The 19857-nt window shown below is 55.2% G+C and carries 13 protein-coding genes; 11 read left to right on the top strand and 2 right to left on the bottom strand.

All coding sequences use genetic code 11. The features are described 5' to 3' along the window. Positions 1-45 precede the first annotated feature (45 nt). Together BOC67_RS10975 and cobA are read right to left on the bottom strand one after the other, a co-directional pair. Positions 46-735: a Crp/Fnr family transcriptional regulator gene (locus BOC67_RS10975; protein WP_291910206.1), complete on the bottom strand. Its 690-nt coding sequence runs from the start codon at positions 733-735 to the stop codon at positions 46-48. Then, the gene (gene cobA / locus BOC67_RS10970) at positions 722-1507 is read right to left on the bottom strand and encodes a uroporphyrinogen-III C-methyltransferase (protein WP_291910204.1); all 786 of its coding nucleotides are present in this window, start codon (positions 1505-1507) and stop codon (positions 722-724) included. Before cobA ends, BOC67_RS10975 begins: the two co-directional genes overlap by 14 nt. Before the next feature lie 179 nt (positions 1508-1686). Here cobA and nirB point away from each other — a divergent pair, with 179 nt between their 5' ends. The 11 genes from nirB (at position 1687) to BOC67_RS10915 (ending at position 19838) form a co-directional block, all read left to right on the top strand. Continuing rightward, positions 1687-4182 carry a nitrite reductase large subunit NirB gene (nirB, locus tag BOC67_RS10965; protein ID WP_291910202.1) on the top strand — a complete coding sequence of 832 codons (2496 nt, stop codon included), beginning with the start codon at positions 1687-1689 and terminating at the stop codon, positions 4180-4182. A 24-nt stretch (positions 4183-4206) separates the two neighbouring features. Further along, complete coding sequence (gene nirD / locus BOC67_RS10960) at positions 4207-4575, top strand: nitrite reductase small subunit NirD (protein ID WP_291910201.1); 369 nt, start codon at positions 4207-4209, stop codon at positions 4573-4575. A gap of 93 nt (positions 4576-4668) precedes the next feature. Continuing rightward, the gene (locus BOC67_RS10955; RefSeq protein ID WP_291910200.1) at positions 4669-5970 is read left to right on the top strand and encodes an alginate export family protein; all 1302 of its coding nucleotides are present in this window, start codon (positions 4669-4671) and stop codon (positions 5968-5970) included. A 17-nt stretch (positions 5971-5987) separates the two neighbouring features. Continuing rightward, entirely contained in the window at positions 5988-7271 is a 1284-nt protein-coding gene (locus tag BOC67_RS10950; RefSeq protein WP_291910199.1) for an MFS transporter, read from the top strand. Between the two features lie 21 nt (positions 7272-7292). Beyond that, complete coding sequence (locus BOC67_RS10945) at positions 7293-10787, top strand: nitrate reductase (RefSeq protein ID WP_291910198.1); 3495 nt, start codon at positions 7293-7295, stop codon at positions 10785-10787. After that, on the top strand, positions 10788-12227 hold the full coding sequence (locus BOC67_RS10940; RefSeq protein WP_291910197.1) for a rubredoxin domain-containing protein: 1440 nt from the start codon (positions 10788-10790) through the stop codon (positions 12225-12227). A gap of 136 nt (positions 12228-12363) precedes the next feature. After that, positions 12364-13266: an AraC family transcriptional regulator gene (locus tag BOC67_RS10935; RefSeq protein ID WP_291910196.1), complete on the top strand. Its 903-nt coding sequence runs from the start codon at positions 12364-12366 to the stop codon at positions 13264-13266. A 129-nt stretch (positions 13267-13395) separates the two neighbouring features. Beyond that, a complete protein-coding gene (locus tag BOC67_RS10930) occupies positions 13396-14160 on the top strand; it encodes an SDR family oxidoreductase (RefSeq protein ID WP_291910195.1) in 765 nt (254 codons plus the stop codon). Between the two features lie 246 nt (positions 14161-14406). Beyond that, positions 14407-15006: a sigma-70 family RNA polymerase sigma factor gene (locus BOC67_RS10925; RefSeq protein ID WP_291910194.1), complete on the top strand. Its 600-nt coding sequence runs from the start codon at positions 14407-14409 to the stop codon at positions 15004-15006. A gap of 87 nt (positions 15007-15093) precedes the next feature. After that, the gene (locus BOC67_RS10920) at positions 15094-16260 is read left to right on the top strand and encodes a FecR domain-containing protein (protein ID WP_291910193.1); all 1167 of its coding nucleotides are present in this window, start codon (positions 15094-15096) and stop codon (positions 16258-16260) included. A gap of 290 nt (positions 16261-16550) precedes the next feature. Next, positions 16551-19838 (top strand): SusC/RagA family TonB-linked outer membrane protein, encoded by a 3288-nt coding sequence (locus BOC67_RS10915; protein WP_291910192.1) that lies wholly within the window; start codon positions 16551-16553, stop codon positions 19836-19838. Positions 19839-19857: the final 19 nt, after the last annotated feature.

The raw sequence follows: 19857 nt of genomic DNA, 5'->3' as shown, positions 1-19857 counted from the left end.
GCCACCTGGCCAGACAAGCTACAACCCTTTACCATAGCCGGCTTGCTAGAATTTCGCCTGTTCCGCCAGCGCAATGGGGTTAGGCAGGAGGAGATGCTTACCTTCCGTTTTCACCAGCCCGTCGGCGATCAGCTCATGCAGTACCCGGAAGGTCGTTTCGTAGGTAGCGCCGATGCATTCGGAGAGGTCCTGTTTGGTGAGGGGCAGGTTAATATAGCCTTCGGCGGTAGTGCCAAACTTGCGGTAGATCAGCAGCAGCACATTTGCCAGGCGTGTTTTGACGGGCATATGCGCCAGTCCGTGCATGTATTTTTCCGCGTCCTGTAATTCTTTTGCATAAAAGAGCATGAGCTGGTAGAGCAGCTCGTTGTTGACCCGGAGGGAGGCGGTAAAAAATTCGAGGTCCACATAGCAGACTTTCACAGGCCCCATGGCGGTAGCCGTAACGGGATAAATATTTTCCGGGCCGCCGATGCCGCGGTGCCCTACGATCTCCCCTTTCTGCGCAAAGCGCACGATCAGGTCTTTTTCCGTCCCCCAGTGCTTATGCACTTTCACCACCCCTTCCACCACGAAGAACATACCTTTTACGGGGTCGCCTTCCCGGAAGAGGGTATCGTTTTTCTTATACCCGAAGTTTTTCTTGTGCGCTTGGATGGCGGGCAGCCACTCCCGCATGGAGAGCCGGCAGAGCAGGCAGCTGGCGCCGTCGCAGGACTTTTTATCTGGTTTCATAATGCGTATCGTGCAAAGATAACTTTTGCGTGGCAAGTTGGGAGAAATGTCCGGGCAGGTCCACCACGTTGCCGATGACGATGATGGCCGGACTACCGATGCCGGCCTCCCGGGCCACCTCGGTAATATTATATATATGTCCGCTCACCACTTTTTCCTCAGGGGTGGTCCCCTGCTGGATAATCATCACCGGCGTATAGGCTTTACCGTAGGAGGTAAATAATTGGGTGATGGGAAAAAGATGATGCATCCCCATGAGAATTACAACGGTCGCGGACGATTGTGCCGCCAGCACTAACTCCGGTGAGAGCTGGCCGCCTGAGGTAGTCCCGGTTGTTACCCAAAAGCTGTCAGCTGTTCCCCTGCTCGTCAGGGGGATCATTTGCGCGGCGGGTACTGCCAGGGCGCTGCTGATGCCGGGGATGACCTGTACGGGGATGTCATGGCGGGCGGCAGTCTCAATTTCTTCCGTGGCGCGGCCGAAGATAAACGGGTCCCCGCCTTTAAGCCGGGCTACATGGCCGTATTCATATGCGCTGCTGACAATAAGCTCATTGATTTCGGCCTGCGTGCGGCTATGCTGACTGCACCGCTTGCCTACATATTTAATAATCGCATCCGGTGCGGCGTGTTCCAGGAGGGCCTCGTTGACGAGGGCATCATATAATACCACCCTGGCGCTGCGGAGTACCCGTACCGCCTTGAGGGTGATCAGCTCCGGGTCGCCGGGTCCTGCGCCTATCAGGGAGAGCATTTTGGCTGATTCATTCATATTAGATTAAATTATATTTATGTATTTTATCAGAAAACACATTCAAATTTAAAAACAAAATCCTTATTTTTATATCACAAATCATACGCCTGCCCGCAATTTTACATTCCTCAAGAGAAAATCTATTATATAAAATATTTTATAATATATTTTAACTCCCGATTCAAAATCTAATTCCAATGAAAGTAATCGTAATAGGGAACGGCATGGTAGGCTACAAATTCTGTGAGAAACTCCGTTCAATAGCTGATACCGGGATTGAACTGATTGTATTTGGCGAAGAACCCCGCCCGGCGTACGACCGGGTACACCTCACCTCCTACCTGGATGGCAAAACCGCTGAAGATCTCCTGCTGGCCGACTTACAATGGTACCAGGACAATAATATAATATTACATACAGGCGACCCCGTTACCCGGATCGACCGGCACCGCAAAACCGTACATACGCTGGACGGGAAGGCGGAAACCTACGACTACCTCGTACTGGCCACCGGCTCCGCTGCCTTCGTACCGCCCATCCCCGGCATTGATAAAAAAGGAGTATTCGTGTACCGCACCATCGAGGACCTGGACGCGATCCGCGCTTATGCCGCCAACGCCACATCCGGTATCGTAATCGGGGGCGGACTCCTTGGATTGGAAGCAGCCAAAGCCCTGCTCGACCTTAAAGTGCCGGAGTCCTTTGTAGTGGAATTTTCCTCCCGGCTCATGCCCAGGCAGATCGATGAACAGGGTTCTGCCATATTAGAAAATAAACTTAAAGAACTGGGAATCAACATTCTTACAAACCGTAATTCAAGCGAGGTGTTAGGTGAAAATGAAGTAACCGGCCTGGCTTTTACGGACGGCAGTTCCGTATCGGCGGACATGATTATCGTATCCGCCGGCATCAAACCAAGAGACGAACTGGCCCTGCAAGCCGGCCTTACTTTGGGCCCGAGAGGCGGCATCGTAGTGAACGACCAGATGCAAACCTCCGACCCGGAGATTTTCGCTATCGGGGAATGCGCCCTTCACCGGCAAATGATATACGGCCTCGTAGCCCCGGGTTATGAAATGGCGGCCGTAGCGGCGGCAACCATCATGGGAGAAGAAAAAGCCTTCACCGGCTTTGATATGAGCACCAAACTCAAACTCATCGGCGTGGACGTGGCGAGCTTCGGCGATCCGTTTCCTTTGCCGCATACCTGCCATAGTATCGTATTTGAAGACCGCTTTGCGGGAGTATATAAAAGACTCAATATCACCCAGGACGGCGCACGGCTGCTGGGCGGCATCCTGATCGGGGATGCGGCCGACTATAACATGCTGCTGCAAACAACGAAAAACAGCCTGCCCCTGCCGGCCAACCCTTCCGAACTGCTGACCGGCGCTAAAAAAGACGGGGACGCTAACTCCGCTGCCGTTACCGGCCTGCCGGACGATGCCGTCATCTGCAGCTGCGAAAGCGTTAGCAAAGGCCGTATATGCGGTGCCGTTACCGCAGGCCTGGAAACCTTCGACGACGTGAAAAAGGCCACCAAAGCCGGCTCCTGCTGCGGCGGCTGCGCGCCCATGGTAAAGGACCTCATCACCGCCACCATGAAAGCCGAAGGCCGCTATATCCGCAACGTCATCTGCGAACACTTTGCCTACTCCCGCCAGGAAATGCTGGACCTCATCAAGGTAAAAGCCCTCCGCAGCTTCGACGAAGTGATAGACGCCTACGGCCAGGGCGACGGCTGCGAGATCTGCAAACCGGTGGTAGCCTCCATCCTCGCCAGCCTGTGGAATGAGCTGATCCTCGACAAAGGCAACGATACCGCACAGGATTCCAATGACCGCTACCTCGCCAACATCCAGAAAGGCGGCACCTACTCCGTAGTGCCACGCATCCCCGGCGGTGAGATCACCCCGGAAAAACTCATCGTCATCGGGCAGGTAGCTACTAAATATAACCTCTATACGAAAATCACCGGCGGGCAGCGGATCGACCTCTTCGGCGCACACCTGAGCGACCTCCCCTACATCTGGGAAGAGCTGATTGCCGCAGGCTTTGAAAGCGGCCATGCCTACGGGAAAGCGCTGCGCACCGTCAAAAGCTGCGTAGGCTCCACCTGGTGCCGGTTCGGACTGCACGACAGCGTCAGCTTTGCCATCCGGATAGAAGAGCGGTACCGCGGCCTCCGCGCCCCGCATAAAATAAAATCCGCCGTATCCGGCTGTATCCGCGAATGCGCCGAAGCGCAGTCGAAAGACTTCGGCATCATCGCCACGGAAAAAGGCTGGAACCTCTACGTATGCGGCAACGGCGGCTCCAAACCGCAACACGCCAAACTGCTGGCTTCCGATATCGACAGCGAAACCTGTATTAAATATATCGACCGGTTCCTGATGTTCTACATCAAAACCGCCGACCCGCTCACCCGCACCGCTACCTGGCTCAATAAGCTGGAAGGCGGGATGGACTACCTCCACAACGTAGTGGTAAACGACAGCCTGGGCATTGCCGCCGAACTCGAGGCCGCCATGCAAACCCTGGTCGACAACTACAAATGCGAATGGAAAGAGGTAGTGGAAAGCCCTGAATTACGGAAACGCTTCTCGCACTTCATCAATGCGCCGGAAGAAAAAGACCCTACTGTAAAATTTGAAAAAATGCGCGACCAGAAACGCGCCGCTGAATGGAAATAATTCAATCAACTAAATCCTACCGCTATGTCTGTAATCGAAACAAGTATCACCTGGTATTACGCCTGCAACACAACCGATGTACCCACCAACGGCGGGGTATGCGTTAAGCTGGCAGACGAGCAGATCGCACTCTATTACTTTGCGCGCCGCAATGAGTGGTACGCCACGCAGAACATGTGTCCGCACCGCCAGCAGATGGCGCTCAGCCGCGGCATGACCGGCACCGTAAAGGACGAGCCAAAGGTAGCCTGTCCCTTTCACAAGAAAACATTCTCCCTGCTGGATGGCCGCTGCATCTCCGACGATGCTGAGTCGTCCATCACCGTGTACCCCGTGAAAGTAATTGACGAGCGGGTGTACATCGGTATCAACGCAGCGTTTATGGAAGTATAGCGTCACATAAAAGGCGAAACCCGGCAGCGGGCAGGCTGGCCGGGCTTCTGACTCAAAAATGATTGGCTCACTTTTAAAATCGATCTAAGTTACATGAAAAAACTGTTTCTTAGCGGGGCTTCGTTTGTCTTGTCCGGATTATTTCTACGGCCGGCATATGCGCAGTTATCCATCAACGCACAATTACGGACGCGCTCCGAATTCCGTGACGGACAAGGAGCCCCACTTCCCGCCAACGCCAAACCGGCGTTCTTCACCTCCCAGCGCAGCAGGTTAGGCTTTGGCTTTAACGCCTACCGCCTGCAGCTGGGCCTCACCGTCCAGGATGTACGGGTATGGGGCCAGGACGCCTCTACCATCAACCGCACCACCACGGCCGACAATAACGGCTTTCTCCTGCACGAAGCCTGGGCGGCGGTCATGCTTACGGATACCACTGTAAAAAATTACAGCCTGAGCGTAAAGGCCGGCCGGCAGGAATTGGTGTACGACGATAGCCGCCTCCTCGGCAACCTCGACTGGCTGCAACAGGGCCGCCGCCACGATGCGGTATTGCTCCGGTACCAGTCCCCACGCTGGCAGCTGCATCTCGGCGCCGCTTTCAATCAAAACAAGGAAAACGGCAGCGGCACCATCTACAACCCAGCGCCTCCCGGCAACTACCCGGCCAACACGAACGGGGGCAGCATGTACAAAAGCCTGGAATTCCTCCATGCCAGCCGGAAGACGGGTAATCAAACGCTCTCCTTCCTCGTCCTGGCCGATCAATTTTCCCGCTCCCATACCGATACGGTCAACAACCTGCCGGTAAAAACCTGGGAAGCTACTACCTACAGCCGCATTACCGCCGGGCTATACTGGAACCGCAGCTCCAGACTGCTGGAAGCCACTGCTGCAGGCTACTTCCAGGCGGCCACGAACCCCTCCTGCCTGTTATCCGCCGCGGCGCTTTTTAAGCTGAGCGGCGCCTTCAGCCTGGGGCCCGGGGTGGATTATACCAGTCCCTGGTTTGACCCCCTGTACGGTACCCCGCATAAGTTCTGGGGCAATATGGACTACTTCTACGTTGCCAGCCCCTTCGGCCACCAGGGCCTGCAGGATTACTACCTGAAGTCGCGCTGGAAGCCCGCTTCCAAATGGCTCATCAGTACCGACCTGCACCAGTTCCTCAGCGCCGGCAGCATTCCCGGCTACCAGCGGAACCTGGGCACAGAGGCCGACATCACGGCTACGTATAGCCTTACCCGTATTATCAGCATTGAAGGAGGGTATAGCCATTACTGGAATACCAATACCCTCGCCTCTCCCACTGTCAAGAACATCGCCAACGCCGGCAGCAACAGCAACTGGGCCTACCTGATGCTCACCGTGAAACCGGAGATCTTTATTAAATAACCTGCAAACCAAAGTCTATGTCTGCTCAACTCGATAAAATAAAATTATTCAGTCTGAACTCCGTTCAGATGCGCACGTTCCATATCACGTGGCTGATGTTCTTCGTCTGCTTCTTTGGCTGGTTTGGCCTGGCGCCGCTGATGCCTACCATCCGGGAAGACCTCGGCCTCACTAAATCCCAGGTGGGCAATATTATGATCGCCTCTGTCAGCGGCACCATTATCGCCCGGCTGATCATAGGCCGCCTCTGCGACCTCTGGGGACCCCGCAAAACGGCCGTACGGCTCCTGGTAGCCGGCTCCCTGCCCGTGTTCCTCGTGGGCCTGGCGCACAGCTACACTACCTTCCTGCTCTTCCGTTTAGCCATCAGCGTTATTGGCGCTTCCTTCGTGGTAACACAGTTCCACACCGGGCTGATGTTCGCTCCTTCCATCAAGGGCACTGCCAACGCCATCACCGGCGGCTGGGGCAACCTCGGCGGAGGGATCACCAATATGGTTATGCCCCTGATCTTCGCGGCTATTGTGGGGTTTGGGTTTACCAAAGGGGAAGCCTGGCGTTATGCCATGATCGTACCCGGACTGATGATGCTGATCGTTGCCTGGCTGTACTACCGTTTTACCAGGGATACGCCGGAAGGCAACTTCGATGAAATCAGCCAGCGCAAAGTTGCCGGCCCTACTGACTGGAGCATCCTCAAGGACTGGCGCATCTGGGCGCTGACGCTGGCCTACGGCATGTGCTTCGGGATGGAGATCACGTTTGACAATGTGGCCTCCCTGCACTTCGTAGATACGTTTGGGTTAGACCAGGCCAAAGCCGGTTTCCTGGCGGGGATATTCGGATTCATGAACATATTTGCCAGGGCGCTGGGCGGCATCGTGTCCGACAAGGTGGGCGCCAGGCACGGCATGCGGGGCAAAGGCCGCCTGCTCGGCTTCATGCTGCTGGGCGAAGGTTTGGGCCTGCTCTGGTTTGCCCATGCCGGCACCCTCGGACTGGCCATCGCCTGTATGCTGAGTTTTGCGCTGTTCCTGAAAATGGCCAACGGCGCCACTTTCGGCATCGTGCCTTTTATCAATGAAAAGAATGCCGGCATGGTTAGCGGCATCGTTGGCGCTGGCGGCAACCTGGGCGGAATGATGTTCGGCTTCCTCTTTAAATCAGAAAGCATTACCTACATACAGGCCTTCCAATACCTGGGCGTGATCGTCATCATCGTTTCCGTCATCATCATGGTAACCAGGTTTGTAAAACCGGTACCGGCCAGCGGCATCCCATCCGCGGCCGTAGCATCCTGAAACTTTTAAATCCAGCGTTCCATGGACACCTCCATTAAATCCACCTGTTGTTACTGCGGCGTAGGCTGCGGCATCATCGTGACGAAAGATAAACGGGGAAATGTACAGGTACAGGGCGATCCCGATCATCCTGTCAACCGGGGTATGCTTTGCTCCAAGGGCATGAACCTGCACTATACCGTGATGGATACCTCCGACAGGCTCCTCTACCCGGAAATGCGATACCACCGGAGCATGCCACGGCAGCGGGTTACATGGGACCAGGCGCTGGAACGCACCGCTGCCGTATTTGGCAGCATCATAAAAAAATACGGCCCGGAAGCCGTTGCCTTTTACGCCTCCGGGCAATGCCTGACGGAAGAATATTACGTGGTTAATAAGCTCATCAAAGGATACATCGGGAGCAATAATATAGACACCAACTCCCGGTTATGCATGAGCAGCGCAGTAGCAGCCTATAAACTGGCATTGGGCGAGGATAGCGTTCCCGGTAATTATGACGACATCGCGGAAGCGGATTGCATCTTCGTTGCCGGCGCTAACCCCGCCTGGTGCCATCCTATCCTCTGGCGCCGCGTGGAAGCCGCCAGGGCCGCCAACCCCGCCCTTAAAATTATTGTGAGCGATCCGCGGGTAACGCAAACCTGCGCCATGGCGGATATTCACCTGCAACTAAATCCCGGAACGGATATTACGCTGCACCATGCTATTGGCAGGGCGATTATCATGCAGGGATACACGAACCAGTCCTTCATTGCCGCGCATACGAACGGCTATGAAGCTTACCGGAAGCAGGTCATGGAGCGTACGGTGGAAGAGGCGGCCGTCATCTGCGGCGTAAATGCGGCGGACATCTATGCCGCCGCGCGGTACATCGGCGAAGCAACCGGCTTCATGTCTTTCTGGACCATGGGCCTGAACCAAAGCGTGGTGGGGGTCAACAAAAACCTTAGCCTCATCAACCTGCACCTGATCACAGGCCAGATCGGTAAACCCGGCAGCGGCCCTTTCTCCCTTACCGGGCAACCCAATGCCATGGGGGGCCGGGAGGTGGGTGGCCTTAGCAATTTGCTGCCGGCCCATCGCGTATTGAATAATGAAGCGCACCGCCGGGAGGTGGCCGCGTTCTGGGGCGTCCCTGACATCTCCCCTAAACCCGGATTAACCGCCACCGAAATGTTTGAAGCCCTGGAAGACGGCCGCCTGAAAGCCATCTGGATCATGTGCACCAACCCCCTGGTGAGCCTGCCCAATGCCCGGCAGGCGGAAGCGGCGCTGCAAAAGGCGAAATACGTGGTAGTACAGGAAATTTCCAGCAAGCCGGAAACCCTGGAATATGCGGACGTGGTACTGCCGGCAGCCGCCTGGACGGAGAAGGAAGGCACCATGACCAACGCCGAACGCCGCATCAGTTACCTCGCCCGCATTACCGAAGCCCCGGGGGAAGCCCTCCCCGATGCGGAAATCATTTGCCGCTTCGCTAAAAAAATGGGCTATAACGGGTTCGACTATACGACAACGGAAGAGATATATAAAGAACATACCCGCCTGACAAGCGGTACCAATACAGATATCAGTGGCCTCAACTACAGCATATTACAGGAGCATCGCAGTATTCAATGGCCCTACCGCAACGGCAAAGGCACCAGCAGACTGTTTACAGACCACCAGTTCTATACCTCCGACCGTAAAGCGATGATCCATGCTGTGGCGGATGAAAATAATTCCGTACCCGTAAGTCCGGAATTTCCGCTGATCCTTACCACCGGCCGCATCCGCGACCAGTGGCATACCATGAGCAAAACCGGCAAGGTCAACAAACTCCGGCAACATATCCGCGAGGCTTTCCTGGAAATACACCCGGAAGATGCCGCCGAAAGGGGTATCCGCAACGGGGATATCGTGGAAGTACTCAGCGTAACCGGCAACGTTAGGGTGAAGGCCACCCTCACGGATACCATCAAACAGGGCGTCGTGTTTTTGCCTATGCACTGGGGCAAGATCCTGCAGCAGGACCTCCACCGGGCCAACAACCTGACCTCCCGGCTGCTGGACCCCATTTCAAAACAACCGGATTTTAAATACAACGCGGTGGCTGTCCGCAAATACCAGCAGCCAAAGCGAAAAATCATCGTCGTGGGCGCAGGCGCGGGCGCCAGGGGCTTTGTACGCTCCTACCGCGAGCTGAATACCACCGATGAAATCGTGATCTTCAGCAAGGAAGATCTGCCCTTTTACAACAGGGTAATGCTCCCGGACTATATTTCCGATACCCTGCAATGGCCGCAACTGGTGACCATGAACAGGGAGGAAGAGCAGCAGTATAATATCACGCTGCGCCGCGGCGTCTATATCACGCATATTGACCGGGAGCGCAAAACTGTGACCGATAACCATGGTGAGGTACATTCCTTTGACGTGCTGTTGCTGGCTACGGGCAGCCGTGCCGCCAGGCTCAAAGATGTACCGGATATACGGGGCATCTTCACCATGCGTACCCGCCCCGATGCTGACCGATTTAAATCTTATGTAAGTCCTGGTAAAGGCCGCGTTATGATCACCGGCGGCGGGCTGCTCGGCATTGAGCTGGCAGCCTCGCTCCGGGAAATGGGTATAGCCGTTGGCGTTATACAGCGTACCTCCCGCCTGATGGACCGGCAGCTGGATCACACGGCAGCGCAGCTGCTCCATGAAGAGCTGACGGACAGAGGCATTGAAACCTATTTCAACGATGAGATTTCCCGCTTCGATGGGGACGACCATGTGACGGGACTCTATATGAAAAGCGGCAGGTATATTCCCTGCCAGGCCGTGGTGATGACCATCGGCACCCAACCTAACATTGAACTGGCCGTAGCCGCAGGCTTGCAATGCGAGCGGGGCGTAACGGTGAATGAATACTTACAGACCAGTGATCCGGACATTTTTGCCATCGGGGAGATTGCCTCCTTCAGGGGCGTGCTGTACGGCATCACCGCTGCCGCGGAGCAACAAGCCGCCGTGGTGGCCGGCTACCTCTGCGGCGATACCGGCAGCTATTACAAAGGCTCGCTGTTTATGAACATCCTGAAAATGCACGGAACGGACATTTGTTCCCTCGGGATGGTGGTCACCCCGGATGACCCGGCCTATGAGGAAATCATTTTCATGGATAAGGCCAAACGTTATTATAAAAAATGCATCGTGCACCAGGACAAGCTGGTGGGCGCTATCCTCATTGGCGACAAATCGGAGTTCCTCGAGTTCAGGGATTTGATACAGCAGGGCACGGAGCTGAGCGAAAAGCGGCTGCAACTGCTGCGTTCCGGCAACAAGGGCCATACCGTTCTCGGGAAGCTGGTATGCAGCTGCGGCAATGTGGGCGAAGGCAATATCCGCGCGGAAATCGACAAAGGCTGCGACAACCTGCCGGCCCTCTGCCAGGCCAGCGGCGCGGGTATGGGCTGCGGCAGCTGCCGGTCCGAAGTGAAGGCCATCCTCGAAAAATCATTACAGGAAAGATCAATACTCGTATAGATGTTGAAAGCAGAGCAGACCATACAAATCAATTTCACCGGGGGCATTGCGCCGGCGGGGCAGTTGATGAAACTCGTAGAGCTGGCGGCGGAGCATCAGTGCCGGGAGCTGCGCTTCGGGCAGCGGCAGCAGCTGATACTGGACGTAGCCGTCAACCGCTACGAATCATTTGTAACCCAGTGCCACCTGGCGCGCATCCCCGTGGCGGCAGGCCCCAACATCGTCAGCTCCTACCTGACCAGCGGCCTGCTGATGCATACCGGCTGGCTGACGGAGGGAGTGTACAAGGAAATATTTGACCAGTTTGATTACCATCCCGCCCTGAAGATCAACATCTGCGAACAGTCCCAAACCTTTGTGCCTTTGTTTACCGGGCATATCAACTGGGTATCCTCCCCGCATGCGCACTACTGGTACCTCTACCTGCGGCTGCCCGGCACGCAGGAGCTGACGGCCTGGCCTATGCTGGTGTACAGCAACCATATAGCGGCGCTGAGCAAAGCGGCGGAGCAGTATATTTTACATACAAACTCACTGGAAGGAATATACGAAAATGTGACGGCCGACAAGGCATTCAGCTCCCGGGAGAAGGAACAGGAGCTGGCACTCCCTCCTTTCCACCTGCCTTACTACGAAGGTTTTAACCAGCAGAATAACGGCTACTGGCTGGGCATATACAAGCGCAATGAATATTTTTCGGTTCCTTTCCTGAGAGATATGTGCGCCATTTGCCAGCAAACGATGACAGGGGCGGTGTACATCACCCCCTGGAAATCGGTCGTAATCCAGCATATCAGTAAAACGCACCGCCACCTGTGGGACTATATCCTGGGCAAGCACGGCGTAAATGTGCGGCATGCGGCCAATGAACTGAACTGGTGCGTGGAGGATGACTGTGAGGACGGGCTGGTGCTGAAACGCCATATCATCCGGTATTTTGACAGTATGGACATCCGGACCTACGGCCTCTGTTTCAGCGTGCGGATCCGGAAGTCCGAAAGCCTGTTTGGTTCTATTGTTATAAGAAGGCAGCAGCGCCACCGGGAGAGTAAGCTCAAGTACCTGCAACGGTACGACATCCTGCATACCGCCGGTTTCAATGCCAACTCCTCCCAATTGGTACTGTACCGGGAGGGGGTCAGTAAAGAGCACCTGGGCCCTTATGTGGCGGCGTTGTGCAAAGCCTATTACGATCAGCAGAGCGAAAAGGACCTCCTGGGGGATTACATCCGGGAGCAGCAGGCGGCGGTGCTGCCGGCGCCGGAGAAAACGGCTTATCAGTGCTGCGATTGCCTGACGGTATATGATGAAACCTATGGGGATCCGGCGCAGGGAGTGCAGCCAGGGACGGCTTTTGCGGACCTGCCGGCGGATTACCGGTGTTCGGTTTGCGAGGGCGCGGTGGAGAACTTCCGTGAGGTGGCGCTGGCTGCCACCTAAAGTGCGGTTAGTTTGGCCGTTGTGACCTGCCTCCCCGTAACCAGTACATTGATGAAACACAGATGCCCAATCACCGCAACCGCCTCCCATGTCCCCAAAATTCCCTACATTTGAATTTCGCAAAACGGAGGCAGTCATGACCAGATCAACGCTGGAAGATTTTTACAGGGAAGCTACCGGCAATGTGCCGGAAGGCATCAACAAGGAACTGGGGCATTTCAACATCTTTAAGATAGCCGACACCGTAGCCAGGTACAAGGCTACCGGTACCATGCCCTACAACCGCCGTTCCTATTATAAAATCAGCATGATCAGCGGCCGTAACAGGGCCGAGTACGCCGATAAGGTGATTGAAATAGAGCAGAACGCCCTGCTCTTCGCCTCTCCGAAGATCCCATACCATTATGTGCCTTTAGATGAAAACCAGGCCGGCTATTTCTGTATTTTCACCGAGGAATTTATGGTGCCCACCAAAAGCGGCGTGGTGCTGGACGAGCTGCCCATCTTCCGGTCCGGCGGCGTCCCCATCTTCCAGGTACACGAAGAAGAGGCGGAGGAAATCACCGGCATCTTCCGGAAAATGTACCGGGAAATCGGGTCCGATTACACCTATAAATACGACCTGCTGCGCAATTACCTTATGGAGGTGATCCACTTCGGGCAAAAGCTGCAGCCGTTGAACGTTACACAGCCTGCCCATACCGCCGCAACGCGCATTACCTCCCTGTTTATTGAACTGCTGGAACGCCAGTTCCCCGTAGAACCGCCGCAACAGCGCCTGCAGCTGCGCGCGGCCAAGGATTTTGCGGACCGGCTGGCCGTGCATGTCAACCATCTCAACAAGGTATTAAAGGAAAACACCGGTAAAACCACTACGGAGCTGATCAGCAACCGCATTGTACAGGAAGCTAAAATCCTGCTGAAGCAAACGAACCTGAGCGTATCCGAGATTGCCTATGGACTTGGCTTTGAGGAGGTCGCTCATTTCTCCAACTTTTTCAGGAAGCAAACCAACCTTTCCCCGGCCGCGTACCGCTAAACGCCATTATTTGAATTTTGCAAATGATAGATTGATTACCGTAACAGTCCCGGTTACGCAATGACCGAACTTTGTACAGTCGATTCGCTGAACAAACAGTACGATAATTCACCAACAAAATTTCAAAACATGGCAACCAGTAACAAAATTGCACTCGTAACAGGCGGTAGCCGCGGACTCGGCAGGAACATGGCGCTTGCCCTGGCTCAAAAAGGCTTCCAGGTAGTCATCACCTACAACAGCCGGCAGGATGAAGCCGCAAACGTGGTAGCTGCCATTGCAGCTGCCGGCAGCAAAGGCGCTGCCCTGCAGCTGAACGCCGGCGACGTGAAGTCGTTCCAGGGCTTCTTTACACAATTGAAAAATACCTTACAGGAAACCTTTGGCGCGTCCACCTTCGATTTCCTCGTCAATAACGCCGGCACCGGCCTCACCACTCCTTTCACTTCCGTGACGGAAGCGCAGTTCGACGACCTGATGAACATCCACCTGAAAGGCGTGTTCTTCTTCACGCAACAGGCGCTGAGTTTAATGAACGACGGCGGCCGCATCATCAACATCTCCTCCGGCCTGGCGCGCTTTGCCCTCCCTGGCAGCAGCGCTTATGCGATGATGAAAGGCGGCGTGGAAGTGCTGACCCGTTACCTTGCCCGCGAGCTGGGGCAGCGCGGCATTACCGCGAATGTGGTAGCGCCTGGCGCTATTGCTACGGACTTCAATGGCGGCATGGTAAGGGATAACCCGGAAATGCATGCGCGGGTTGCGGCTAATACAGCGTTGGGGCGTGTAGGTATGCCGGATGATATTGGCGGCATCGTGGCTTTCCTCTGTACGGAAGAAGCGCGTTGGATTACGGCGCAGCGGATTGAGGCTTCAGGCGGGATGTTTATTTAGCGGCCCGCTGCAACGGCCATGCAGCCCGGGGTATCCTTTCACAGCCGAAGGGCCTTTAGCATTTCAGCGGCTGTTACTATAGGACCCATTATCCCACTGCCGGCGCCCCTCCAAACCCGGCGCTGGCAGTGCTTATCTGGCGCGGTGCTTAAACGTTTAAGCAAAATGATGGTTGGAATGTAATTTATTACTAAATTACTGTCATAATCGGACAAAAGGATTCCACCAAAATTCAATATTAAGCCTTTGCCAGTCGCCAATACAGCAGAAGAGCAAGCACTATTATCACAGGTAGCCGGGGGTGACGCCGCTGCGTTTACGGCTATTTTTCACCAGTACAGTAAACTGGTATATGACGCTGCCATGGTGTACCTGAAAGATCCCAACCTGGCCACCGAAACCGTCCAGGAAATATTCATGAAGGTCTGGCTCCGCAGGGCAGCGCTGCCTACCGTGGGCAACTTCCGCGATTACCTCTTTATACTCACCCGCAACCATATTTATGACGGCTTCCGCAGGCAGCTGGTCAAACTGAAAGTTTACGATATTCACCAGCAGCAGCAACCCACCATCCGGGAAGATGCAGATCACCTGCTGCTGCAAAAGGAATACGACGGCATCCTCCATGCCGCCGTATCCGCACTGCCGCCGGAAAGGCGCAAGGTATATCAGGCGCGCCAGGCAGGCTACAGCAATGAAGAGATTTCCCGGCAGCTGAATATTTCAGTGCATACCGTGAAGAAGCAAATGAGCCTGGCCATGCAATCTATCCGGACGTTTGTGAGCGCCCGCGTGAAAAACGATGCGGTGCCAATTTTATTGATACTGCTAACGTTCAGGAGGTAATTAAAAAAATTTTTCCCCCGCATACTCCCTTCCCTTCCTTCGTTCGTCTTTACCCTAAATACCCTTTCCCAAACAACCAAAACACTTATGAAGGAAGTACAGCTACTACTGGAAAAATACAAACAAGGCAGCATCACTGCCGCGGAGCTGGAGCGCCTTCAGGAGTTAAGCCAGCAACCGGAAGTGGCAGCGCTGATCAAGGCGGACATCGATACGCTGCTGCGCCAGGGCGCGCCGGACAGTGGCTGGCAACCGGCCGATCATCCGGAAATTGTAGCCCATATCCTGGCACAGCCCACCCTCAAGGCTACACGCCCGTCCCGCAACAGGTGGCTGCTGGCGGCAGCATGCCTCGCAGCCCTGGCCATCGGCGGCGGCGCTTACCTCTACCAGCACCAACGGCAGCCGGTGGTGATCGCCAAACAGGTGAAACCCATACAGCCGGGTAGCAATAAAGCCATGCTGGTACTGGCGGATGGCAGCACTCTCCCACTCGACAGCGCCCACCTCGGGGAAATAGCCCAACAGGGCGATGCACGCATCCATAATAACGGGGAAGGCATCACCTACCAGGCCAATGGCAAAGCCGCCGGCATCGTATATAACGCTATCGTTACGCCGCGGGGCGGCCAGTATCAGCTCGGCCTGCCGGACGGAAGCCGCGTCTGGCTCAACGCAGCCAGCAGCATCCGCTTCCCGACAACCTTTGCCGGTAAGGAAAGAAGAGTGGAAATATCCGGGGAAGCCTACTTCCAGGTAGCGCCCAACGCCGCCCAACCTTTTATCGTAGCCGTAAAAGGCAACGAGGCTATGGAAGTGCAGGTCCTGGGTACCAGCTTCAATATCATGGCCTATGCGGACGAAGCAGCCATCACCACCACGCTGGAAAGCGGCGCCGTTCAGCTGTCCCGCGGCGGCGCCAAAACGCTGCTCCAACCCGGCCAGGCAGGCACGCTCGCCGGCAATGCCAGCTTCAGCGTAGGCCCCGCCGATATGGAACAGGCGCTGGCCTGGAAAGACGGCAAGTTCCGCTTCCGCAATACCAGCATCCAAACCATCATGCGGCAGATTGCCCGTTGGTACGATGTGGAGGTGACGTACAGCGGCGACCTCTCAGATGTACGCCTGACCGGCGTCATCTCCCGCCGCGCCGATGCGGACGACCTGCTCCACATCCTCTCCGCTACACAGCGGGTTAGCTTTGAAACTGATCACCATCAAATAAAAGTGAAACCATTTTACCCGGCGCAATAAAAACACCTGTACAAAAATACAGGTGCAATAAAACGCACTGCAGTAAAATGATCACAGCAACGCCACTTATGAATTAAAAAAACTGACAGGTTATGAAAACGTGAATGCTAACAAACTGATTGCAAAAAACCGGAAGCACGCCAATGCTCCCGGTTATAACATGGCAATCCAAATTCCATTTGCTGAAACAAAATTGAACTTTTAAGCCACAAAACAAAAGTATGGAACTCCTTTGTACCTGCAAAGTCCGCAGAAAGGGCAGGCCTTTGCTCCAAAAATTATTGCTAATTATGCGATTAACGGCAATACTGACCATAGTATTTACACTTAATCTGAGCGCCAACTCCTTCTCCCAATCGGTTACCATCAAGGGTAAGCGACTGGCCCTGTACGACGTATTCAACAGCATCAGCCACCAAACTGGCTACGAATTCGTCTACGACGAACGCCTGCTGCAGCAGGCGGCGCCGGTAACTTTAAATATGCAAAGCGCTACCGTGCCGCAGGTACTCAACGCCTGCCTCAACAACCGCCTGTTCACCTACAACATCGTGGATAAAACCATCGTGGTTTCCGCAAGGCCACGGGTAAAGGATACCCCCCTCGCCAGCCCGAACATCGCGATACAGGGCAAGGTAACCGGCCCTGACGGGCAGCCCCTCGTAGGCGTATCCATCCAGGTGAAAGGCACCAGCAGAGGTACGGTAACCAACGTCCAGGGCGCATTCACCATCGACGCCAAACCCGGCGATGTGCTGATCATCAGCTTCATCGGGTATGCGCAGCAACAGGTGACGGTGGGCAACGACGCCAACCTCGCCATCACCCTGCAAACGCAGGACAGCCAGCTCAATGCCGTAGTCGTAACAGCCCTCGGCGTTAAGCGTGCGGAAAAATCCATCACCTACTCCACCCAGCAGCTGAACGGCCTGGAATTGACCAAAGCCAAAGATCCTAACCTGATCAATACCCTCAACGGTAAGGTGGCCGGCCTGACCATCAGCTCCAGCGCCTCCGGCGTGGGCGGCTCCGCCAAGGTGATCCTGCGCGGCAGTAAATCCGGCCTCGGCTCCAACCAGGCCCTGTATGTAATCGACGGGGTGCCCATGAACAACTCCCTCACCAACCAGCCTACCAGCATCTACGGCGGTACCTCTTCCTACGATGGCGGAGATCCTATCTCCAACCTCAACCCGGAAGACATCGAAAGTATCAACGTGCTGAAAGGCGCTTCCGCAGCGGCTTTGTACGGTAGCCAGGGTGCAAATGGGGTCATCCTCGTCACTACCAAATCGGGCAAATCCGGAAAGCCGGCCGTCAACGTGTACAGCGGGTTTAATATCTCCCAGGCTGCTTACCTGCCCAAATTTCAAAATAACTACGCGCAAACGAAAGACAGCTCCACACAAAGCTGGGGCGCGAAGATCAACAATCCCGTTAACCGGGATAACCTGGACCAGTTCTTCCAAACCGGCCAGATCTTCACCAACGCCATCAGCCTGAGCGGCGGCAGCGAAAAGGCGCAAACTTATTTCTCCTACGCAAACACCTCCGGCCGCGGTATTGAACCCGGCAACGATATAGGCCGCCATAACCTCGATTTCAAGGAAACCGGCCACTTCTTCGACGATAAGCTCACCGCCACCGCCGATGTGAACTACATGACCCAGAAGATTGACAATACGCCGCTCTCCGGCTTCTATTTCAATCCGCTCACTGGGCTGTACCTCTTCCCGCGTAGCCTGGACATCTCCCAATACAAAAACAATTTCGAAGTGGCAGACCCGGGCCGCAACTTCCTGCCCGTTCAAAACTGGCCGCTGAATGAAGACGTACAGCAAAATCCCTGGTGGATCATTCACCGCAACCCGAACTCTCTCCGCAGGAACCGTTTACTGGCCAACGCCAGCCTGAAATACCAGGCCAACTCCTGGCTTAACATCCAGGCCCGCGGAAGCATCGACCGCATCAACGACCTGTACGAACAAAAGATCTACGCCGGCACCCAGCAGGTACTCGCCAGCGCCAATGGCAGCTACTACTACAGCAATACCACTACCACGCAGCAGTATGGCGACGTGCTCGCCAACTTCAGCTTCCCCGGTAAAAAAATCAGCATCAACGGCCTGGCCGGCGCCAGCATCCGCGATGTGAAAATCCAGGGGGATGTTATCAGCTCCGGGAAAGATGGGCTGTACCTGCCGAATATTTTCACCATCCAAAACGTGAAAACGCTGGACGCCCGCATCTCCGGGACCGCGCAGGAAAAGCACAGCCAATGGCAGTCCGTTTTTGCAAGCGCCAATATCTCGTATAACGATTGGGTGTTCCTCGATTTAACGGCGCGTAACGACTGGGCTTCCGACCTCGCATTCACGCCGCAGCTCTCCTACTTCTACCCTTCCGTGGGGCTGAACGTCATCCTCAGCCAGGCTTTACACCTGCCGGAGGCCATCAGCTTTGCGAAGGTCCGCGGTTCCTACGCCATCGTCGGTAACAGTCCGCTCGCCTACCAGAGCAATACGCCCGGCGCTAAACTGGGCAGCAGTGGCAACATCGTGGTAAGTACCGCCAATCCGTTCAATACCCTGAAACCGGAAAAGACAAAATCCCTGGAACTCGGTACAGAATGGCGCTTCATCGATAATCGTTTAAGCGTGGACGTTACCTACTATAAAACCAATACCACCAACCAGACCATGGAAATCGCCGCCGCCTGGGCTACGCTGAACAACACGGTATTTATCAATGCCGGTAATATTCAGAACCAGGGCGTGGAAGCCATCGTGCGGTACGATGTATTTGATAAAGGTAAATTCCGGTGGAACACCGCGCTGAACTTCAGCACCAACGAAAACAAGATCATCGAGCTCTCCCCGCAGGTGGACCGCTTTACCCTCAGCGGCGCATCCGGCGCCAACTACGCGTCACAGTTTAAAGTAGGCGGCTCCTTCGGAGATATCTATGGCACCGTACTCAGCAGGGATGCGCAGGGCCGTATCCTCGTGAAAGACGGCAAGCCGGTGAAACAGGGCGGCGACATGGTGTACCTCGGTAACGCCAATACCCGCTGGCAGCTGGGCTGGAACAACAACCTGACCTTCGGTAATTTCACTTTCTCCTTCCTCATCGACGGTAAGTTTGGCGGCAAGGTGATGTCGCTCACACAAGCCATGATGGACAGCTACGGCGTTTCCAAAGCCAGCGGCGATGCCCGCGACGCCGGCGGCGTGAAGATCAACGGGGTGGACGAAGCAGGCAACCCGGTTACCACCATCGATGCCGCCAACTGGTACTCCGTGATCGGCGGCCGCGAAGGCGTTTCCGGCGAATACATGTACAGCGCCACAACCGTACGTTTAAGGGAAGCTGCGCTCGGCTACTTCGTTCCGCTGAAAAATACTTTTGTGAAGTCCCTCAAGTTCTCCCTCACGGGCCGCAACCTGCTGTACTTCTCCAAAAAAGCGCCGTTCGACCCGGAGCAAACCATGTCTACAGCCAACGGCCTTGGCGGGGTGGATGCGTTTATGCTGCCTGCAACCCGCTCCTATGGCCTGACACTGAATGCAACCTTCTAATGGTATCACTGAAAAACAG

The organism is Chitinophaga sp. CB10 (assembly GCA_001870995.2).
Lineage (GTDB): Bacteria > Bacteroidota > Bacteroidia > Chitinophagales > Chitinophagaceae > Chitinophaga.
Note: the sequence above shows the minus strand (reverse complement) of the source record. Positions and strands in the feature narration are given on the sequence as shown.

What these genes read in the sequence shown, in the direction of transcription:
- BOC67_RS10935 (WP_291910196.1), top strand. Translation starts at nt 12,364, where the DNA reads ATGACCAGATCAACGCTGGAAGATTTTTACAGGGAAGCTACCGGCAAT.
- BOC67_RS10950 (WP_291910199.1), top strand. Translation starts at nt 5,988, where the DNA reads ATGTCTGCTCAACTCGATAAAATAAAATTATTCAGTCTGAACTCCGTT.
- BOC67_RS10915 (WP_291910192.1), top strand. Translation starts at nt 16,551, where the DNA reads ATGCGATTAACGGCAATACTGACCATAGTATTTACACTTAATCTGAGC.
- BOC67_RS10955 (WP_291910200.1), top strand. Translation starts at nt 4,669, where the DNA reads ATGAAAAAACTGTTTCTTAGCGGGGCTTCGTTTGTCTTGTCCGGATTA.
- cobA (WP_291910204.1), bottom strand. Translation starts at nt 1,507, where the DNA reads ATGAATGAATCAGCCAAAATGCTCTCCCTGATAGGCGCAGGACCCGGC.
- BOC67_RS10930 (WP_291910195.1), top strand. Translation starts at nt 13,396, where the DNA reads ATGGCAACCAGTAACAAAATTGCACTCGTAACAGGCGGTAGCCGCGGA.
- nirB (WP_291910202.1), top strand. Translation starts at nt 1,687, where the DNA reads ATGAAAGTAATCGTAATAGGGAACGGCATGGTAGGCTACAAATTCTGT.
- BOC67_RS10975 (WP_291910206.1), bottom strand. Translation starts at nt 735, where the DNA reads ATGAAACCAGATAAAAAGTCCTGCGACGGCGCCAGCTGCCTGCTCTGC.
- nirD (WP_291910201.1), top strand. Translation starts at nt 4,207, where the DNA reads ATGTCTGTAATCGAAACAAGTATCACCTGGTATTACGCCTGCAACACA.
- BOC67_RS10940 (WP_291910197.1), top strand. Translation starts at nt 10,788, where the DNA reads ATGTTGAAAGCAGAGCAGACCATACAAATCAATTTCACCGGGGGCATT.
- BOC67_RS10945 (WP_291910198.1), top strand. Translation starts at nt 7,293, where the DNA reads ATGGACACCTCCATTAAATCCACCTGTTGTTACTGCGGCGTAGGCTGC.
- BOC67_RS10920 (WP_291910193.1), top strand. Translation starts at nt 15,094, where the DNA reads ATGAAGGAAGTACAGCTACTACTGGAAAAATACAAACAAGGCAGCATC.